Genomic DNA, 18,181 nt, shown 5'->3' with positions numbered 1-18,181 from the left:
TAAAACACAATATTACTATGAAAGCACTAAATACATGTTTTTTATTGTTAATTAACCTTATTTTAATTTCTTGTGATGAGAGTGGGGTTGTCGATGAACCCCAAGAGCCTATCTTGAATAAAAAAATCGAAACTCCCAGCGTGGAAGGAAAACAGCTTGATATTTCCAATGATGAAAAAGAAAGCATTGTTTTTAGTTTTAATTGGGATGAACTTGATGGAGATAAAGTATACAAGGTTATGGCTTGGTCTACTGATGGAGATACCGTTGTTGTTGATGAAACAAAAAATGTTTCATTAAGTCTTTCTGTGGAGGATTTAAATCAGGTTGCTAATGATTTGAAATTGGATCCGAAATCATATTCGAAGATCTTTATAGGTGTTTATGGCTATGATGCAGGGCCAAGTGGGACATTGATTGGTGAGCCATATATTTTCGAAGGTGTTTTTTCATTTGAGCTAAAGGGCTTTGAAGTTGTCAGTCGCATGTATTTGATATATGGAGAGGATAAGGAAAGAAAGTCTGGCAATTATATTAGTGATTTTGATGTAAGCGGCAAGTTTTTAGGCGCCGTGTATCTTGAGTCGGATGCAACATATTTATTTGAAGAAGCTGATGAAAATGAAGAGGCTCGGTTTTATTCTATAAATATAGAAGAAAATACCTTGGTTGATGGTGATGAGCAAGCATTTAGTGTTGATGAAACTGGATATTATGTAGTATCAATCAATATGAATAACAGAAGAGTGTTGATCGAGAAATTAAGTCAATATTTGTGGATTCCAGGAAGTCATAACGGTTGGAGTTTTGATCTTGAAGATCCAAATTATAATGACCCTACAACTTACAATCGAGTTGTTTTAGTGTCGGATTATAATAATGGGATTTATCTTGGCAAGGTTTGGTTGATTGATGAATTCAAGTTCACTAATGCTCCTGATTGGAATTTTGTAAAGTATGGTAAAAAGACTCCAAATGGAGGACTTGATACTGCGTATGAAGCTGACAACTTTGACGTTGACGATTTCTATGGGCCAGGCTTGTATGAGTTGAAATTTGACTTGCATAGAGGGAAATTTGAAGTATTGTCTTTTGAACCAATGCAAATAGAATTGCCAGAAGAGAATGCCTTATGGATATCTGGCGATCACAATTTCTGGGATTTGAATATTAGAGATATATTGTTGGAGACAAAAGAAGGTTCAAATGTATTCGAAGGCAACGTTACCTTGAGAGGCAATGGAGGATTTGAGTTTGTCATTTCAACAGATGGTATTACGCATGAGACTACTTATCGTTCTCCTGTGATTACTGAAGGAATGACTGAAGGTGATTTGGTAGTTGATGGAATTTATACTGTTAGAGCACCAGAATCGCAGGTATATAAAATTACAGTTGATTTGAATGAGATGACTTACCAATTAGGTGATCCATATATAGCTCCTTCTACAATGCACTTGGTAGGTAGCGCTACTACTATTGATTGGATTGTGGAAGAAGCATTAGCCATGAATAATAGAAATCCAGAAGTTGGCATATTTGATTTGATTACAGAGCTGGATCAGGAAGAATTCAAGTTTGTCCAAGAACGAAATTGGGAAAAAGAGAAAGTATGGGGCATGGGTCATAATTTAAATACTCTGAAAATAAATGGACAAGATGATTGTATTTCAAATATGCAAGGCACAGTTTTTATTAGCGCTAACTTTCAAGATTTGACTTATGAATTGATCAGACCTTCAATAGGAGTAATTGGCAGTGCTGCGCCAAATGGTTTGGATTCCGATATAGATATGACCTATGATGATGTTTCTAATAGTTGGAAAGCTACACTTGATTTAGTTGCTGGCGATTTGAAATTCAGGGCTTTTGATGATTGGGCTTATAATTGGGGCGGAGATAGTAGTGGGAACCTTTCAGGTGATAATATAGCGGTCCCTAATGCTGGAACGTATGAGCTTACATTTGATTTAGCCAATAGAACTTATATCCTCGAATTGAAATAATTGGAAAATTGAAAATGAATAATTTCAAGCCACCTTGTTTAGGGTGGCTTTTTTATGAATGCAGTTTTATTCGTCTGGCTATTTATGAGTTTACATAATCCTTATGAATGGTTGATTCATCTGGGAGATTGTTGTTTAATATAATAAGTATAATGCAAATAGGCTGTATTTAGAAGATATTAATTGTCTTATATTATTTGTTCGATTTTTTTGAATAAAATGCATTTGTTTCGGATAGCTTTGTTTATGTAGTATATATTAAATATAAAATGTGCAAAAATATGAAGGCGTGCTATGTGTTTTCGTGTTATATTTTGAATTTGAAGTATATATTTTAATATTTTTTGATTATACTTATTATTGTTAATGCTAATAAACAATAATGAACTAAGCTAATATGAAAAAAATCTACTTTATGATCTTTGTCTTGTTTGCATTTTTGGGCACAGAGATGGCAAAAGGTCAAAGTTTAAGCCCTGAGTTGGATGAGGCATTGATTTCAAATGATCTGGACAAGATAGAGGCTGCTTTGGAAAGGCAACTTCATTCTGGTGATCATGCGCAAAGAAGCGAGGCGAATTTGATGATGTTATTCTTGAATACCATCAAAGGAGTCGAGACTGATTCTGAGCAACATGTCCGTGACTTTATAAAAGAGTCGAAAAACCCCTCGCCTTATATATTCGCATTATGGAAAAATGAGGCTCTAATTGGTGAACATAAAAAAAGGAGCAAGGATGAGCTTGCTTTTTATAAGAACTTGCTAGGGCGACAGGATATTCACCCGAGTATTAAAAAGTCTTTGGAATATACGCAAGGAACGCATCATTTATTGTCGAATAAATTTGATCAAGCTTTCAAAAAATATGATTTGGTTGGAGGTTTGAGAAAGTGGGAATACGTTGGACCATTCGACAATACTTCAGGGTCGGGATTTAATAAAGATTATGGTCCTATCGAGAAGCCGAGCAAGTCTGAGATATTTTTATCTAAAAAAAATTCGGAGATACACTGGTATGAGCCTAAGGATCAGGATAGAGATCCTTGGATGTCCATAAGATCTTTTATCCCAGTGAGTCAAGGTGTTGTGTATGCGCAGACTTTTGTTGAATCGGAAACCGATCAGAAAGTTGTTTTTGCGTTAGGTGGAGAAGGAAGTTTGAAATTGTGGGTTAATGATAAATTGATCATTACCGAAGAGGAAGAATATAAAACGGAGCAGGATACTTATTTGAGCTCATTTGAATTAAAAAAGGGAGCGAATAGAATTTTGGTTCAAATTGGAGCCACTGAAGAGGTGAATTATCCGAATTTTATCTTAAGAGTATTGGATGAAAATATGAATTTGATTCCAAATCTGACTGTTAACCTTCGAAATAGAAACTATTCCAAAACAATAGATCTTGAATCGAAAAGTATTGAGCATTTCGCAGTAGAGTATTTTACAGGGAAAAAAGGTTTTGTGAATGAAATAATGTTGGCGAAACTTTACAATAGAATGTCAAGGTATAATGACGCGATCAAGGTTCTTAAAAATATTGATGAGAAATACGCTGAGACAATAATCGTGAAAGGAGAGTTGTTATTGAATCATGCTGAAATAGAGGATTACACTACACTTACAAAGGAAATAGAAGGTTTTCGAAAAATTTACCCAGATTCTTATTTAGTGGCCGCGTATGATTTTGAAAGGTCAATGCAAAACAAAGATTACGAGTTTGCGGAGAAATCTTTGGAAAGCATAGCTAAAATAGAAGGCTATGATGGAGAATTGTATTATCAATATAAGATTAGATATCTTGTGGCTAAAAAGGAATATCAGAAAATGTATGAAATTATTGATAAAGCTTACAAGAAGCATCCGGATAATACTACTTTCTTATTTTACACATACAATATCCTAAAGAGCACTTCTCAAAGAGGAAATTATTATTTGAATTTTTTGACTGAGTATTTAGATGATAATTTCAACTACAATATTTTTAGGTTCTTAGTGAATGAGTATGACGAGCATGGCATGTCCAAAGAGAAAGAAAAAGCTCTTTTGGAAATGCATAAGAATTTCCCTTTGGAAGAAACTTATACTCAAGCATTGGTCAAGCATTATTACAATCAGAAAAAATATGAAAAGGCACTTGATTTCACAGAGAAGAATCTAGCGAATAGGCCATTCACATCTACTTATTGGAAAGACAAGGGTTATTTGTTGGAGCAGCTGTATAAAAATGATGAGGCTTTGGCAAGTTTTGAAAAGGCTATAAAAATAAACCCGAACTTGTTTGATGTTCGTGATAAAATGAGAGAGCTTAATGGTAAGGAGGCTTTGACATCTATTCTTAAAAATGAGGATTATGAGCAGGAAGTTATCGATAGGTTGAATGCTAAGACAGAGTCTGATGAATCAGCTGAGTATATATTTGATAGAATGGATTTTGTGGTTTTTCCTGAAGGAGCATATGTGGAGAATTATGAAGTTGCTTTGCAATTATTTAATCAATCGGCGATTGAAGATTGGAGCGAGATAAATATACCTGTTGTTTGGAGTCGCCAGAATCTTGTGATAAATAAATCCGAGGCTATAAAAGCGAATGGTCAGAAAACTCAAGCGGAGCGTAGTGGTGGAAAGTTGGTGTTTACTTCTCTTGAGCCTGGCGATGCTATTTATGTTTCGTATAGAATTGAGAATTACACAGGAGGTAAGCTTAGCAAAGAGTTTTGGATGTCTCATACATTCAATACTAACTTGCCTACAGGAATAAGCAGGTTAAGATTATTGACTCCTAAAGGGTATGAGTTTGATTCTGTGTATGTTAATAACTCTATTCAGCCTGAAAAGTCAACACTGGATGAGTTTGATTTGTATACATGGGAAGTGAAAAACCCTGAAAAGATAGAAAGCGAGAGTTATACGCCATCGTATTTTGAAATAGGACAATCATTGGAGATTTCGACAATAAAAGAATGGAAAGTTATTTCCGATTGGTATAGGGATATCGCATTGCCAATGGCTAAAGAGGATTACAACATTGAGGAGGTTTACAATGAGATTTTCAGTCATGAAAAGGATATGTCAGAATATGAAAAGGCAAAAGCTATTTATGATTATATAGCTAAAAATATCAATTACAGTTCGGTTTCGTTTCGTCAAAGTAACTATGTGCCTCAAAAACCACTCAAGACCATAAGCACAAAGCTGGGAGATTGCAAAGATTTATCAACGCTTTATCATACGTTGGCTAAGAAAGCCGGAATTAGCACAAATTTGGTTTTGGTGAATACCCGTGATAACGGAGAAGATGTATTGAAACTTCCTTCATTGGATTTTAATCATTGTATTATTAAGATCAATTTGGAAGGCCAAACGATGTATCAAGAATTGACGGATAGCAAATTGCCTTTTGGTATAGTGCCTTATACGCTTTATAAATCACAAGCATTAGTTATTCCTAATTCTGAAGATGAAAATGTTGGAAATGAGCTTATCAGCATCCCTAATCCAAGGTTAAGCGAGGAGAAATTACAGAGAAAAATAAAAATTCAGATAAATGGTACCGGAGATATAAAAATAAACAGTCATTTGCAGGCTTTTGGAAATTTGTCAGGTAATTATAGACATTACTTTGATGGTATGACAAAGGAAAAGCAAAAAGAAGATGAAGCGTATCTTTTGGGGACGCATTTTGAAAATGAGCTTAATATCATAAGCAGTGACCTTGCAAATCTTGAAGATTATGAAAAAGATGTAGTTTGGTCGAGCGAATATGAGGTGCTGGATGAAATTAAAAACTTGGGAGGCATCAAGGCATTGAAAGTTCCAATGTTTGAGGAATTCGCTTATATCGATAATTTCCCGGATGAAAAGAGAAAGTATCCGATTGTTTTTGGCGATTTTGAATCTGTGAGAAATTATGATTTTGAGATAGAAGTTAATTTGCCGGAAGGCAGTGAAATGTTGGAGCTTCCCGAAGGGATTGAGATTTCAAACCAGTTCATGAAGTATGTTTTGAATATTGAAAAAGTAGGAGCGAATAAAGTTAAGATAACAAGAACTATTGAAAGTTATGATGAGACTTTTCCAGCTTCGGCATACGAGGAAATGCGATCTAGTTTCGTGAAAATCAATAAAGCTGAGGATTTGTATATTACTTTTAAAGTCAAGAAAGCAAACTAGTTTATAAGTACATTGCTGGCTTTTAGAAGGCTGTCGAAAGGAGTGAATGTAAATTCGCTTCTTTCGACAGCCTTTTTATTTAGTGAAAAGTGTTAAGCAGTAATATGAGAGAAGCCGTGAAGGAAGGAATATTAAGTATTTTTTTATGCGTATGCGAATTGGGTATTTCATTTTATTTATATTGAGTCAGGAAACCATAGAATGAAAAATGACTCAGATTACGACATTTAACCCAGCCACAGGAAATAGTATTGCCGAATATAATATGCTTAGCGATTCGCAGATCGAAAATGCTCTTAAAATTTCGAATGACAGTTATCGTCAATGGAAGAATGTAGGTTTGCCTGAGAGAGTAAAGTTAGTGGAAAAGCTAGCTTTGTTATTGGAGGAAAAAAAGAGAGATTTAGCTCATTTGATAACTGAGGAAATGGGGAAGCCTATTTCACAATCGATAGCTGAAGTTTCTAAATGCGCGATGCTTTGCCAGTATTACGCAGAGCATGCGGAAGAGTTTCTCAAACCTGAGTTGATAGCATCCTCATTTGCTAAGTCTTATATAAGGTATGATCCATTAGGGGTGATATTGGGAATTATGCCATGGAATTTTCCATTTTGGCAAGTATTGAGGTATGCAGTGCCCACTATTTTGGCTGGAAATGCTACTGTATTGAAGCATGCCCCGAATACAATGGGCTGCGGCTTGAAGATTCAAAATCTTATGGAGGAAGCTGGCATTCCCAAGGGTGTTTTTCAGTCATTAGTAATTGATATTCCACAAGTAGAATCAGTAATTGGCCATCCATATGTTCAAGGAGTGACATTTACAGGAAGTGATGTTGCTGGAGCTAAAGTGGCGGAATTGTCAGGCAAGTATCTTAAAAAATGCATGCTTGAAATGGGAGGAAGCGACCCATTTGTCGTTTTGAAAGATGCCGATGTTGAAATGGCTGCAAAGATCGCTGTTAAATCAAGAATGTTCAATACGGGACAAACATGCATATCAGCCAAAAGATTTTTTGTTCATATTGATCTGCAAGAAGTTTTTATTGAAGAATTCGTGAAGGAAATGAAGGCTATGCGGATTGGCGATCCGAAACTTGGGTCTACTGACTTGGGGTGCATGGCTAGAAAGGATTTGGCGGATAAAGTAGAATGTCAAATGAAAAAGGCGATTGAAATGGGGGCGAAACTAGTATCAGGCGGTGAAAGAAAAGGAAACTTCATATCTCCAGCTTTACTTGTTGATGTTGGCGCGGAAAATATAGTTTTCAAAGAGGAGGTATTCGGACCTGTTGCGGCAGTGTCGACATTTGCTGATGAAGAAGAGGTGATTGAGATGGTGAATATAAGTGATTATGGCTTAGGAGCGAGTATTTGGTCAAGAGATATTGAAAGAGCTGAAAAAATAGCAGTTTCCATTGATTCGGGAACTGTAGCTATCAATGGCATGGTGATTTCCGATCCACGATTGCCGTTTGGAGGAGTGAAAAAATCCGGTTATGGTAGGGAACTGGCTTCCCACGGAATCAGAGAGTTTACCAATCTTAAAACGATTACTGTTTCAGAATATTAAGCATGTAATTGATAATATAATATTTTCATTATAATGATGAAAAAATGACTTAATGATACTTTATTGATAGTGAATAATGTTATATTGTTGCGCTAATGTAGGGTTGAATTTAGGTAGTCGTAATGAGATTGAATGAAGAAATAATACGAATATTAAAGAAGAATGTAGCGATGGCTTTGGGTTGCACTGAGCCTATCGCCGCATGCTTGGCAGTCGTTAAAGCAAGAGAAATCTTAGGCAAAGAGCCTGATAGAGTGGAATTGCATGTTAGCGGCAATATTTATAAGAATGGGCTTGGTGTTGGTATTCCCGGCACAAAAATGAAAGGCTTGTTGGTGGCGGGAGCATTAGGCATTTATACAGGGAGTTCCAGTGATTTGCTCGAAGTGCTTAAGAATGTTAATTCAGAAATTGCAGAAGCTGCAGAGTCTTTTGTGTCCGATGAGAGAATTAGCGTTCAAATTATAGATAATGTAGACAAGCTTTATATCAAAGCTAAGGCTTATGCAGGAGAAGATTGCGCGATAACAGAAATCGCTAAAAGTCATACGAATATCATTTCGGGTAGATTGAATGGCGAGTTGGTTTTTGAAAAGGATTCTGATATTGAGAAGTTGGAGGCAAGCGATGAAAGTTCTTATGCAAAATTGAGTGTTGCATCTATTGTTGAGTTTGCTAAAAGCACCTCATTTGATTCTATATCATTCATTATGCAAGGAGTTGACTGCAACTGGAGTATTGCTCATGAGGGTTTGAATGGCGAATATGGGCTTCAAGTTGGCAAAAAGCTTCATGCCACATATGTTAATAGTTTGTTGGGCAATGAAATCATGGTTTCGGCAATGTCAAAAGCGGCGGCAGGCGTGGATGCCAGAATGTCGGGTTCAATGATGCCTGTAATGACTAATTCCGGATCAGGAAATCAAGGAATCACTATTTATGTGCCTATTATCGATTTAGCGGAAAAACTAAAAGCAAGAGAGGATATTTTAGCCAGAGCATTGATTATCGCTAATGCCATTCCAATCCATATCAAGCATAGTATTGGACCGCTATCCGCACTATGCGGTATAGTTCCTGCTTCAGCTGGCGTCGCTGCTGGCGCATCCTATTTATTGGGAGGTGATGTGGAGCAAATTAAAAGTGCAGTGCAATATGTTTTGGGCAATACATCCGGAGTGTTTTGTGATGGAGCTAAGCCTTCTTGCGCGTTAAAATCCTCAACGGGCATAAGCGCGGCGATTCAAGCAGCTATTTTCTCGACTCAAAATTGTATTACTCCAAATGGCGATGGAATTCTGGATAATGATGTCGAGGAAACTATAGTGCATCTCTCAAAAATAGCTTCTATAGGAATGGCTAAAACCGATGACCAGATCATCGAAATCATGAAATCAAAATAAACGAAATTTCTTTTGATAGTCGTTGAGATTGAATGCAATTATTCAGATATCATTGCGTTCAATTTAAGAATGACTATATGATTATTTTGGCATGATGAATGGAGTTGAAACCTGAAATAATACCTTTAACTTTGTCTGAGAGCCGATATTTGTGTAGATTAGGGAATATTAATTGATATGATTCTGAGAAGCCTGTTTATATTACTATTTGTGTTTTGTTGTGATTTCGCGTCTGTCTTGTTCGCAAATCCAGCGGGAACAAACAGGCCAAGTGTTTTTTATGACTTTAAGGATAATAAATTTAATCCACAGAGTTATGAAGTAAACCAAGCTCTTTCGGGTGAAATTTACATGGCTAATCATGATGGCATTATATCTTTTGACGGCCACCGGTGGAATTTATTTATGGAAATGCCGGATAATCAGAAAGTAAGATCTATTGTATTCAATGATCAAGGAAAATGCTTCATAGGAGCATCGCATGATTTTGGCTATATGGATTTTGATAAAAATGGCAAGCCCTACTTTGTGTCTTTATTGCATCATATTCCAGAATCGATTACTGAAAATTTAGAGCCGATCACTTCTGTCGAATCCACAGGGAGATATGTTTATTTCAATCTTATAGGTCATGTAGCTGTATGGGATGAGCAGGAAAAAGAAATGACTCTTTTAAAGGGACGTTTTATTCATCAATTCTTTAAAATGGATGGGGAAGTCTGGGGAACAGATGTTCTCAAAGGTGTTTTTAGAATGGATGGCGTCAATATGAATTATATTTTGGAAGATGTCAAGCCGTTTTTTCTAAGGCATACGCCTATAGCTATCATGGCATACGATGCTCACAGGGTCTTGACAGTCAATATGAGACTTGAGATGTTTCTGATCAATACTCTTGATGGCACATATGAGCCTTTCGATTATAACTTCAAAAAAGAAATGAAGAAGGCTTCCTTGAATAAAGGCATGAAGCTGATGGATGGAACTTTTATGGTTTCGTCTGAAAATGAAGGGGTCTTTAGGTTCGATAGAAATGGCCAGCTGATAGAGCGTCTTGGCAGAGAGGAAGGATTGCCTAGTGAAGTTGTGTTTGATTTGTTTCAGGACGAATCATTCAATGTATGGGTTTTGACATCCAAAGGTGTTATGTGCTATGATATGGATGCTAATTTTCAAATTCTTGATACATCTTCCGGGCTATATGGATTGATTTATGACATGGCTGAAGGCTATGACAATGATTTGTATGTGGTTACTTCTGAAGGATTATTTTTAAAAGATACGAGTCGACAAGATCAAAGGGTGAGCTTTGTGAAGGTGGATGAGCTAGGTGATAGAGGCTACTCTATGAAAGTGACTCCTGAAGGCCTGATATTTTCTGGAAAAAATACTCATATTTATCGTAAAGGTGAGCAACCCAAGCGAATTTCAAAATTATATGTGGAGTACTTGGTTGATTTTGAGGTTGACGGTGAACTGTATATTTTGGGGAGTGACCCTAATAGAGTTTTATTGCTTCATTTTAACCGAAAAAAGTCAGAGTGGGAGAATCTTTGGGAGTCGAGTTATATGCAGGGGGACTTTGATTTTCCTGTAGTTAGAGTGCTTGAGGACAATACTGTTGAATGCTGGTTTGTAAGCAATACCAGAGTGAAGAAAATGAATATTGACTTGGAGACTATTCATGAGGTGAAAGTTCCTAAGTTCGAGTTCTTTGGCGAAGATGAAGGTGTGAAAAAGAATGAGAGTTATAAACTTTTGAATGCCAAAGGGCAAATATTGCTTTACAATAATGAGAAAATTTGCGAGTTTAATGAGCAATACAACAAGTTTTTGTTGAATAGGTACCTGTCGGATAAAATCAGATTGGCTTCAGTTTCTCAGGATGGAGACAAATTGATTTTGGTGAAAAACTATGATGATCAACTAAGCGGAGTATTGGCCTACGACTTTGTTTCTCAAAAAATGAGCGTCATTGCTGAAATCCCAAATAGCCAAGTTGGAGTAATCAGGCAGATTAATTTGACTAATAAGGGCGGACTGTATGTAATGGGCCATGGAGGTTTTGATATTTTAAAAATGCAAGTTGATACAGGTGATTACAGACCTGTGCAACGAACTGTGAAAAACGCAGTTAATTTGAAGATCAAAAGCATAGAGACAGCATTAGCCAATTATCAAGAATTTGGAGAGAGATTGACATTGCCGATAGAAGAAAATAAGTTTACGATTAAATATACCGCGTTTCCATTTAATGATCCGAAGCAATTCAGATACTATACTCAACTTGTCGGTCATGAGCATACATGGCAAGAAATGAATGAAAATCCTGAAGTGCTTTATGCCAACTTATTTGAGGGAGATTATCTATTTAAAGTCAAAGCTGTAAGTTCTTACGGCGACGTTTCTGAAATTGTGACGATTCCGATTACCATTACACCGCCTTCTTCGAGGTCGGCTTTAGCGATATTATTGTATTTTATAATAGCAATTATATTCATGGTGACAGTAGCTTATTTGTATAGCTACAAGTTGAAAATGGATAAAGAGCGTCTGGAAAAGCAGGTTAGCATTAGAACCTCTGAGTTGGAGTTTCAGAAGGAAGTGTTGAAGCAGAAAACGAATTTGTTGAAGTCTGCCAATACTCAGATTCTTTCAAAAAACAATGAAATCTCTCAAGGCCTTATCGCTGCGGCGCAACTTCAGAGTACATTGCTTCCTGAACTTGAAAAGCTTAAAGAATCATGCGATGACGCTTTTGTGTTTTTTAGGCCGAAAGATACCGTCAGTGGCGATATATATTGGATGGGCAGGGAAAATGGCAAGTTTTATTTGGCTTGCATTGATTGCACTGGACATGGAGTGTCGGGCGCTTTATTGGCGGTAATGACCAATGTGTTTTTGAGCGAAGCTATTAGAAATAAAAGGCTTTCTCTTGTTCAGAAAATCGAGAAGATAGATTCCAATTTGAGAAATATCATGCGCCAAGACCATAAGTACCATAATAATGAGGGAATGGATATTGGTCTAGTTTGTTGGGATTATGAGACCATGAAAATGCATTATGCAGGAGCCAAGGTGAATTTGATGTATTTTAAGAATAGAAAGCTTAACGAGATAAAAGCTGATAGAATTTCTATAGGCGATGTATCTGGCAATAAAGATTATTTGATGACAGAGCATGAGTTGGATATGAATGAAGTTGAGCAGTTTTACCTTTCTACTGATGGATTGAGGGATCAGTTCGGAGGCACAAAAGGCAAAAAATTCTTGAATAGAAGAATTCGCGAGTTATTGTATAAAATCAAAGATCTGCCAATGGATAAGCAGCATGAACAAGTGCAAAAGACGTTAAACTATTGGAAAGGAAATTGGGAACAAGTTGATGATATCTTGTTGATAGGGATCAAGTTTTAATAAGTCAATATCTAAATTGGAAGCTAGAATATTCTTCTAGCTTCTCTGAAGAGTTTCTTGTAGTATTTAGAATGAACATTGCTTTCGGTAACTCCCAGACTTGTAGTCGCATGGATGAATTTAACATGATCGTCATTGACAACTTCAGTAACTAGACCAGCATGAGATATTCTTCTTTTATTTTTCTTTGATCCAAAAAATACTAAATCACCAGGTTGTAAATCTTTAAGCTTGACTTTTTGGCCTTGTTCGCTTTGCTCTTTGGAAGTTCTTGGCAAATTGATCCCAATAATATCAAATGAGTTTACTAATAAAGCTGAACAATCCATGCCGTTGCGACTAGTCCCCCCGTACCTATAAGGTGTGCCGGTATATGAACGAGCTGTTTTTACCAGCGTATTTACTTTTTGTTGTCTTATATTGGCTTTCTTTCTGGAAGCGCATGAACTTGCAACCAAGCAGATAAAGCAAAAACATATAATTGTATAAAAATAGCTGTTAATAATTTCGTTTTTTCTCATTAAAAAAATGTTTATCTAAAATTTAATGAACATATTTTAATATAATACAATTTGTTTTGGAATCAAATGCATTAAATCGCATTATGAAATGCCGTGAAGGTATTGGTTTTGGGTTTTTATGATCTGATCCAGATGCCTTCTGCTATGATGATAAAGAAAATACAGCCAATCGTTGCCCGTAATATAACCAAAGACAGGATGCAAGTACATTTCAAAATCCAAATGGAGTTTGTTGTTTTTTATGGCTTGTTTGATAGCGTTTCGTGATTGTATTAGCCCTTCAATAGCTTCGGAAAGTGTTTTATATTTGCCTAAGGGTTTTACTATTTCCGGAGATGGATTTTTGATGTCTTTTTTATCATAGACTACATGCGACATCTTGCTGTCGCCGAATTTTTCCGAGGTTTCATTTTTTTTATTAGATGGAGAAGAAAGAAATTTTAAGATCGCCAAGTCCGTTCGCTCAAGATGTTCTAATATTTCCAAGATGCACCAAGAGCCTTTGGTTTTAAAAGAGCATTCTTCCTCGCTGGAATCTTTTAACAAATTTAAAATACTGTTAGTGTTCTCGTTTAATTTTGATGTCCAGTTGTCTATATTCATAGTTGTTTGTTTTGAGAATGAAAATCAAATAGGTTAAATCCTAGAATGAATAGCTAAACTAATGATGTTCCACGATTTTCTTTGTATTTGTTAACTGAATTTGCCCATATTAAGATTCATGATGAATTGATTTAATGGAATTTCTTTCTATGCATCCACTTGTGTTAGTGGGTTGGAATATTTCAAGGATGTATTTTCTATGAGGTTTAAATGTAAATTTGTGTTAGAAATTCTCTTTAGCTATATGAGTTTGATTATTTTTGATAAATTAATGTGTGAAATTAAAGCTAGAGCATATGAGTTTTTTCGAGTCGATGAAAAATCGCTATACGACAAAAGTTTATGATAAAAGCAAGCAGTTGGATCCTAAGAAAGTGGAGGAGTTGAAGAATATTCTTCATATGAGCCCATCGTCGATTAATAGCCAACCTTGGCAGTTTGTTTTTGTGCAAGATCAAGAATTGAAAAATAAACTAGCGGAAGCATCGTATTTCAATGATGAAAAAGTTAGAAACTGTGATACATTGGTTGTGTTTCGTCGAGTAAATAATATTGAGGCATTTGAAAAGGATATTCAGGAGAGGCTTCCTGAAAGGACAAATACATATTATCAGCAGTTTTTAAAGCCACTACCGGATGATCAGATAAAATCATGGTTTGACAAGCAGGTGTATTTGTCAATTGGGGTATTGCTGGGCGCATGCGCTGAAATGGGAATAGATTCTACACCAATGGAAGGCATCGAAGTGGATAAGTATGATCAGGCTTTGGGGAATGACGAATTTGCTACTTTGGTAGCTGTGGCTATAGGCGAGAGGCATGAGGATGATTTCAATCAATTGGATAGAGTTCCCAAAGTTAGAAAGGAATTTGATAAAGTTGTGAAAAGCATGTGATCAAAAGGAGTGTTTCACTCCTTTTATTATTTGATAGTTTTATACTTTCTGAAAGTGAGTTTTGCATTCATAGGCATCATGTCTTGAGCGATATTGGAGTTCGCATAATCCATTTTCATTTTAAAGTTTATGTATTCGTTATTTTGTTCTATTAAATCAAGCGTTCTTGGCATTCCGGTTTTGAATATAGAGCCCAATTGCATGTTTTGGAAGTTCTTGCTCATGTTCATCTCATGAGGGGTAAGTGTTAGAGTTTTGTCATTTTGGTTGTAATTCCAACTTCCTGCAAATCCATTGCCGTAAAACTCGCCATCAGGAGTGAAGTAAACCAAGTTTGATTCGATTTCATCCATTACGCCTTCAAAGCCTAGCATTGAGTTCATATTCATAATGTCTCCGTTGGGCATTGAAATTCCCGCGGTAACATCTTCAATTTGAATTGGACCGCTTAATACAAATTCTAAAGGCATAGGAGCTGACTCGTCTGACTTGCAACTGAAAAGGAATAGAAAAGGTATAATTAAAATTTTGAAACAGCATATATAAGTTTTCATATCGAGATAGATGATGTATTGAATTAATTGAATACAACATCTATTTGTTTAAAAGACATGCGGTTAATGAAAGGTTTCAAATATAACTAAATGCGTTTCGTTTAAAAATTTAGCTCTTCAATTGAGTTATTACATCTATTCGTAGAATAAAGTTTATAGATTGATTTGGAATTTATAGATTTGTGGCATACCAAAATAAATAAGAGATGAGAAGTTTAGTGATCACATGTTTGTTGGCTTTATCTATAGCATTTGTTTCTGTAGCCCAAAAAAGAGATTTGACACCAGAGCAAAAAGCTGAGAAAATAGCTGCAAGATTAACCAAAAAGCTTGAGTTAAGCTCTGAGCAAGCTCAAAAGGTTGAAGAAATTACTCTTGAAACTATCAAGGAACGACAAAGCTTGAAGTCTATTTCGGACAAGGCTGAAAAAAAAGAAAAGGCTTCCAAGCTGAAAGATGAGAAAGAACAGGAGATGAAAGAAGTGCTTACAGAAGAGCAATATGCTCAATACTTGGAGTTGCAGGATGAGATGAAGGAAAAGAGGGCTCAGAGAAGAGAAAGAAAAAATGGTTGATTTGGTTATTGGGAAAAAGAAAAAGCCGGATACTTCCGGCTTTTTCTAATTTAATGCTTTGATTTTTTCAGCTAATTCTATTTGAAGCGATTGCGATTTGTCTTTCGCATACCATGTTTGAACATCCTTGAGCATTTGCTCTTTGTTTTCACCACCAGCGGCTTTCCAGTCAATGACGATTTGCTGGCAGACAGCAGGCCTTGGACCCCATACAAATTGCTCGCTGAAATCGCTTTTTTTGAAACAAGCCATTTTGGGGACAGATTTTCCTCCATTGGTCAGGTACAAATCCATGATTTCAGGATGATCGTCCCTCAATATGATTTTAAGATCTATTTTGCCATTGCTGGATTCAGCGATTTTAGCAATTACGGGAAGGTTTTGAGCGGCATCTCCGCACCATGGCTCGGAAATCAGCATCCAAACATATTCTTCATTCAGGTTATTAAGCGCTTCTATGATTTTGTCATTTATCTCAAGCGTCTTTTCTATGCGGGCCATTCGTCTCTCATTCAGCTCAGTATATCCAAGCATATTTTCTCCGCCTCTTGGATTCTTGTTTTCGACACTGGTTTTTGTCAATTCAAGGTACTCTACGTACGATAATCCATTTTCGTTGATAATGTCCAAGTTTAGCATTTTATTAGGTATTATATATCCGTGTAATATATTATGAGGAGTGATCTTCCTCAATATCTAAATCTTCTACGGAATCTTTGGTTATCCAGTTTTTGAAATTAGCAATATCAACATGCAAAGATTTGTAAACTGCTAATAATATGGTTGCATCATCCATAAATCCAACGACAGGTACGAAATCAGGTATAGCGTCCAGAGGCGCGACAAAATAAATCAAAGCGGCGGTAATCAATGTTATGGATCTCCAAGGAACCTGTCTGTAATCACCTTTTGCATAGGCTTTAAGCATCATAAGCATGGTCTTCGCTTCATTGATGAATTTCTCGCGGTCTTTTTTATTCGCAAGTTTCGCAAGCGCGCTTTGAATCAGGTTATTGAGCTTTTTAGGATTGTTGATTACACCTTTGGCTTTTTTTTCGGCTTTGTCAAATGTGAATTTTTTCCCCATAGCATGTTGCGTTTAAAATTGTGGTAACGATGCAGGGCAATGAGATATTGCGCTTAAAATATTGTTCTTACTTCTGCTTTCACAGCCATCAATACTTGATGAATCGGATCTATTTCTTTTGAAGTCCAGTTTTCAATTAGCTTTTTAGCAAGCTCTATGCCCGAAGCTTTTTTATCGAGGCTTTGTCCTGAGTGGTTGATTTCCAATATAACTTCCTCGGTAACATTTCTGATAGCTTCCCAAGCTTCATCGCTGATATACAATTGTTGGGAAAGGTTGTAGTTGAACTCCTCCCTGATATCATTGATAAGCGCGAATTGCAATTCTTGAACGCTCATGTTGGGTTTGTTCGATCTACTGATGATATTGGAAGGGCTGATGCGCTCAAGGTACAAGCACATTCGCTCATACGCCTGAAGTCTGTTGGTAATAACTTGTTCAGTGGATTTGATTTTCAAGTCGGCAAGCTTTTTTTCGAAATCCTTGTTTAGAAATTGCTTGACTGTAAGATACATAGCATATACGACTATGGCTGCGGGTATGATGGTTTTTATAATGTCTAGGGCTGTTTCCATTTCTCTTCTTGTTTAATTTCAACACAAACTTTCTCTTCAACGTACCTTAAAATTAAATATAAATTATAATTTTGCTCAAGTACGAGGAATTATTTCACAAAATAAATGCGAACATATGTTTGTACCGATCAAAATCAGCGAAGTAGCTATTAGGGAAATTAAGCAATTATTGCAAAGCAAGAAAGTGCCGGAGGGCTATGGACTTCGAGTAGGAGTGAAAGGCGGAGGCTGTTCGGGAATGTCCTTCATGTTGGGTTTTGACAAGGAAAAAGAAGGAGATGACAGTTTTACGGTTGAGGGAATTAGCGTATTTGTAGAGAAAAGGCACGCGATGTATTTGATAGGAAAAGAAATAGATTTTCACGAAAGCAATGAAGCGCGCGGTTTTTATTTCAAAGATGAGAAAACAGGCGAAGAAGTAAAATAATATTTATCATGACTATCGAAGAAGCTCAAAAAAAAGTCGACCATTGGATCAAGACTGTAGGCGTAAGGTACTTTAGCGAACTTACGAATATGGCGGTTTTGACAGAGGAAGTCGGGGAACTAGCCAGAATCATGGCAAGAAAATATGGCGACCAGTCATTTAAAAAGTCGGATGAAAAGTATGACATGGCTGATGAGATGGCTGATGTATTGTGGGTTTTGATGTGTTTGGCCAACCAAACAGGAGTAGATCTTACTGAAGCTTTGGAAAGAAACTTTGACAAGAAAAATATTAGAGATAAGGATCGCCATCGCAACAATGAGAAATTGAAGTCAGAATCCAAGCAATAATGCTTTATCTGAGCTTCAATTGC

General features: G+C 36.3%; 15 protein-coding genes. 9 read left to right on the top strand and 6 right to left on the bottom strand.

The window, feature by feature from the left end; all coding sequences use genetic code 11:
- Nucleotides 1-17: 17 nt before the first annotated feature.
- The 5 genes from AABK36_RS14320 to AABK36_RS14300 all read left to right on the top strand — a co-directional run bounded on the left by AABK36_RS14320 (nt 18) and on the right by AABK36_RS14300 (nt 12,570).
- On the top strand, nt 18-2,006 hold the full coding sequence (locus tag AABK36_RS14320; RefSeq protein WP_309938216.1) for a cadherin repeat domain-containing protein: 1,989 nt from the start codon (nt 18-20) through the stop codon (nt 2,004-2,006).
- Nucleotides 2,007-2,403: 397 nt separating this feature from the next.
- Nucleotides 2,404-6,177 carry a DUF3857 domain-containing protein gene (locus AABK36_RS14315; RefSeq protein WP_309938217.1) on the top strand — a complete coding sequence of 1,258 codons (3,774 nt, stop codon included), beginning with the start codon at nt 2,404-2,406 and terminating at the stop codon, nt 6,175-6,177.
- A 208-nt stretch (nt 6,178-6,385) separates the two neighbouring features.
- The gene (locus AABK36_RS14310) at nt 6,386-7,750 is read left to right on the top strand and encodes an NAD-dependent succinate-semialdehyde dehydrogenase (RefSeq protein WP_309938218.1); all 1,365 of its coding nucleotides are present in this window, start codon (nt 6,386-6,388) and stop codon (nt 7,748-7,750) included.
- Between the two features lie 122 nt (nt 7,751-7,872).
- Nucleotides 7,873-9,153, top strand: a complete 1,281-nt coding sequence (locus AABK36_RS14305) for an L-cysteine desulfidase family protein (protein ID WP_309938219.1) — start codon at nt 7,873-7,875, stop codon at nt 9,151-9,153.
- Nucleotides 9,154-9,330: 177 nt separating this feature from the next.
- Nucleotides 9,331-12,570 carry a SpoIIE family protein phosphatase gene (locus tag AABK36_RS14300; protein ID WP_309938220.1) on the top strand — a complete coding sequence of 1,080 codons (3,240 nt, stop codon included), beginning with the start codon at nt 9,331-9,333 and terminating at the stop codon, nt 12,568-12,570.
- Nucleotides 12,571-12,593: 23 nt separating this feature from the next.
- Here the strand turns inward: AABK36_RS14300 and AABK36_RS14295 are convergent, their stop codons facing one another.
- On the bottom strand, nt 12,594-13,091 hold the full coding sequence (locus AABK36_RS14295) for a C40 family peptidase (protein ID WP_309938221.1): 498 nt from the start codon (nt 13,089-13,091) through the stop codon (nt 12,594-12,596).
- Between the two features lie 81 nt (nt 13,092-13,172).
- Nucleotides 13,173-13,694 carry a DinB family protein gene (locus tag AABK36_RS14290; RefSeq protein ID WP_309938222.1) on the bottom strand — a complete coding sequence of 174 codons (522 nt, stop codon included), beginning with the start codon at nt 13,692-13,694 and terminating at the stop codon, nt 13,173-13,175.
- A 296-nt stretch (nt 13,695-13,990) separates the two neighbouring features.
- On the opposite strand from AABK36_RS14290, the gene AABK36_RS14285 reads away from it, so the two are divergent.
- Complete coding sequence (locus AABK36_RS14285; RefSeq protein ID WP_309938223.1) at nt 13,991-14,590, top strand: nitroreductase family protein; 600 nt, start codon at nt 13,991-13,993, stop codon at nt 14,588-14,590.
- 26 nt (nt 14,591-14,616) lie between these two features.
- Here AABK36_RS14285 and AABK36_RS14280 read toward each other — a convergent pair whose 3' ends face one another.
- The gene (locus AABK36_RS14280; protein ID WP_309938224.1) at nt 14,617-15,060 is read right to left on the bottom strand and encodes a hypothetical protein; all 444 of its coding nucleotides are present in this window, start codon (nt 15,058-15,060) and stop codon (nt 14,617-14,619) included.
- A gap of 290 nt (nt 15,061-15,350) precedes the next feature.
- Here AABK36_RS14280 and AABK36_RS14275 point away from each other — a divergent pair, with 290 nt between their 5' ends.
- On the top strand, nt 15,351-15,719 hold the full coding sequence (locus tag AABK36_RS14275; protein ID WP_309938225.1) for a hypothetical protein: 369 nt from the start codon (nt 15,351-15,353) through the stop codon (nt 15,717-15,719).
- Nucleotides 15,720-15,764: 45 nt separating this feature from the next.
- Here AABK36_RS14275 and AABK36_RS14270 read toward each other — a convergent pair whose 3' ends face one another.
- The 3 genes from AABK36_RS14270 to AABK36_RS14260 are packed head-to-tail and all read right to left on the bottom strand — an operon-like array spanning nt 15,765 to nt 17,381.
- Nucleotides 15,765-16,358, bottom strand: coding sequence for a thioredoxin family protein (locus AABK36_RS14270; protein WP_309938226.1), 594 nt, complete (start codon nt 16,356-16,358; stop codon nt 15,765-15,767).
- Nucleotides 16,359-16,389: 31 nt separating this feature from the next.
- A complete protein-coding gene (locus AABK36_RS14265) occupies nt 16,390-16,806 on the bottom strand; it encodes a YkvA family protein (RefSeq protein ID WP_309938227.1) in 417 nt (138 codons plus the stop codon).
- Nucleotides 16,807-16,859: 53 nt separating this feature from the next.
- Complete coding sequence (locus AABK36_RS14260; protein WP_309938228.1) at nt 16,860-17,381, bottom strand: DUF7935 family protein; 522 nt, start codon at nt 17,379-17,381, stop codon at nt 16,860-16,862.
- 115 nt (nt 17,382-17,496) lie between these two features.
- On the opposite strand from AABK36_RS14260, the gene AABK36_RS14255 reads away from it, so the two are divergent.
- Both AABK36_RS14255 and AABK36_RS14250 read left to right on the top strand, forming a co-directional pair.
- Nucleotides 17,497-17,808, top strand: a complete 312-nt coding sequence (locus AABK36_RS14255) for a HesB/IscA family protein (protein ID WP_309938229.1) — start codon at nt 17,497-17,499, stop codon at nt 17,806-17,808.
- An 8-nt stretch (nt 17,809-17,816) separates the two neighbouring features.
- Nucleotides 17,817-18,158 (top strand): nucleotide pyrophosphohydrolase, encoded by a 342-nt coding sequence (locus AABK36_RS14250; protein ID WP_309938230.1) that lies wholly within the window; start codon nt 17,817-17,819, stop codon nt 18,156-18,158.
- Nucleotides 18,159-18,181 lie beyond the last annotated feature (23 nt).

It is taken from the genome of Aureibacter tunicatorum, from assembly GCF_036492635.1.
Taxonomy (GTDB): domain Bacteria; phylum Bacteroidota; class Bacteroidia; order Cytophagales; family Cyclobacteriaceae; genus Aureibacter; species Aureibacter tunicatorum.
This window is presented reverse-complemented; position numbering and strand designations above follow the sequence as displayed.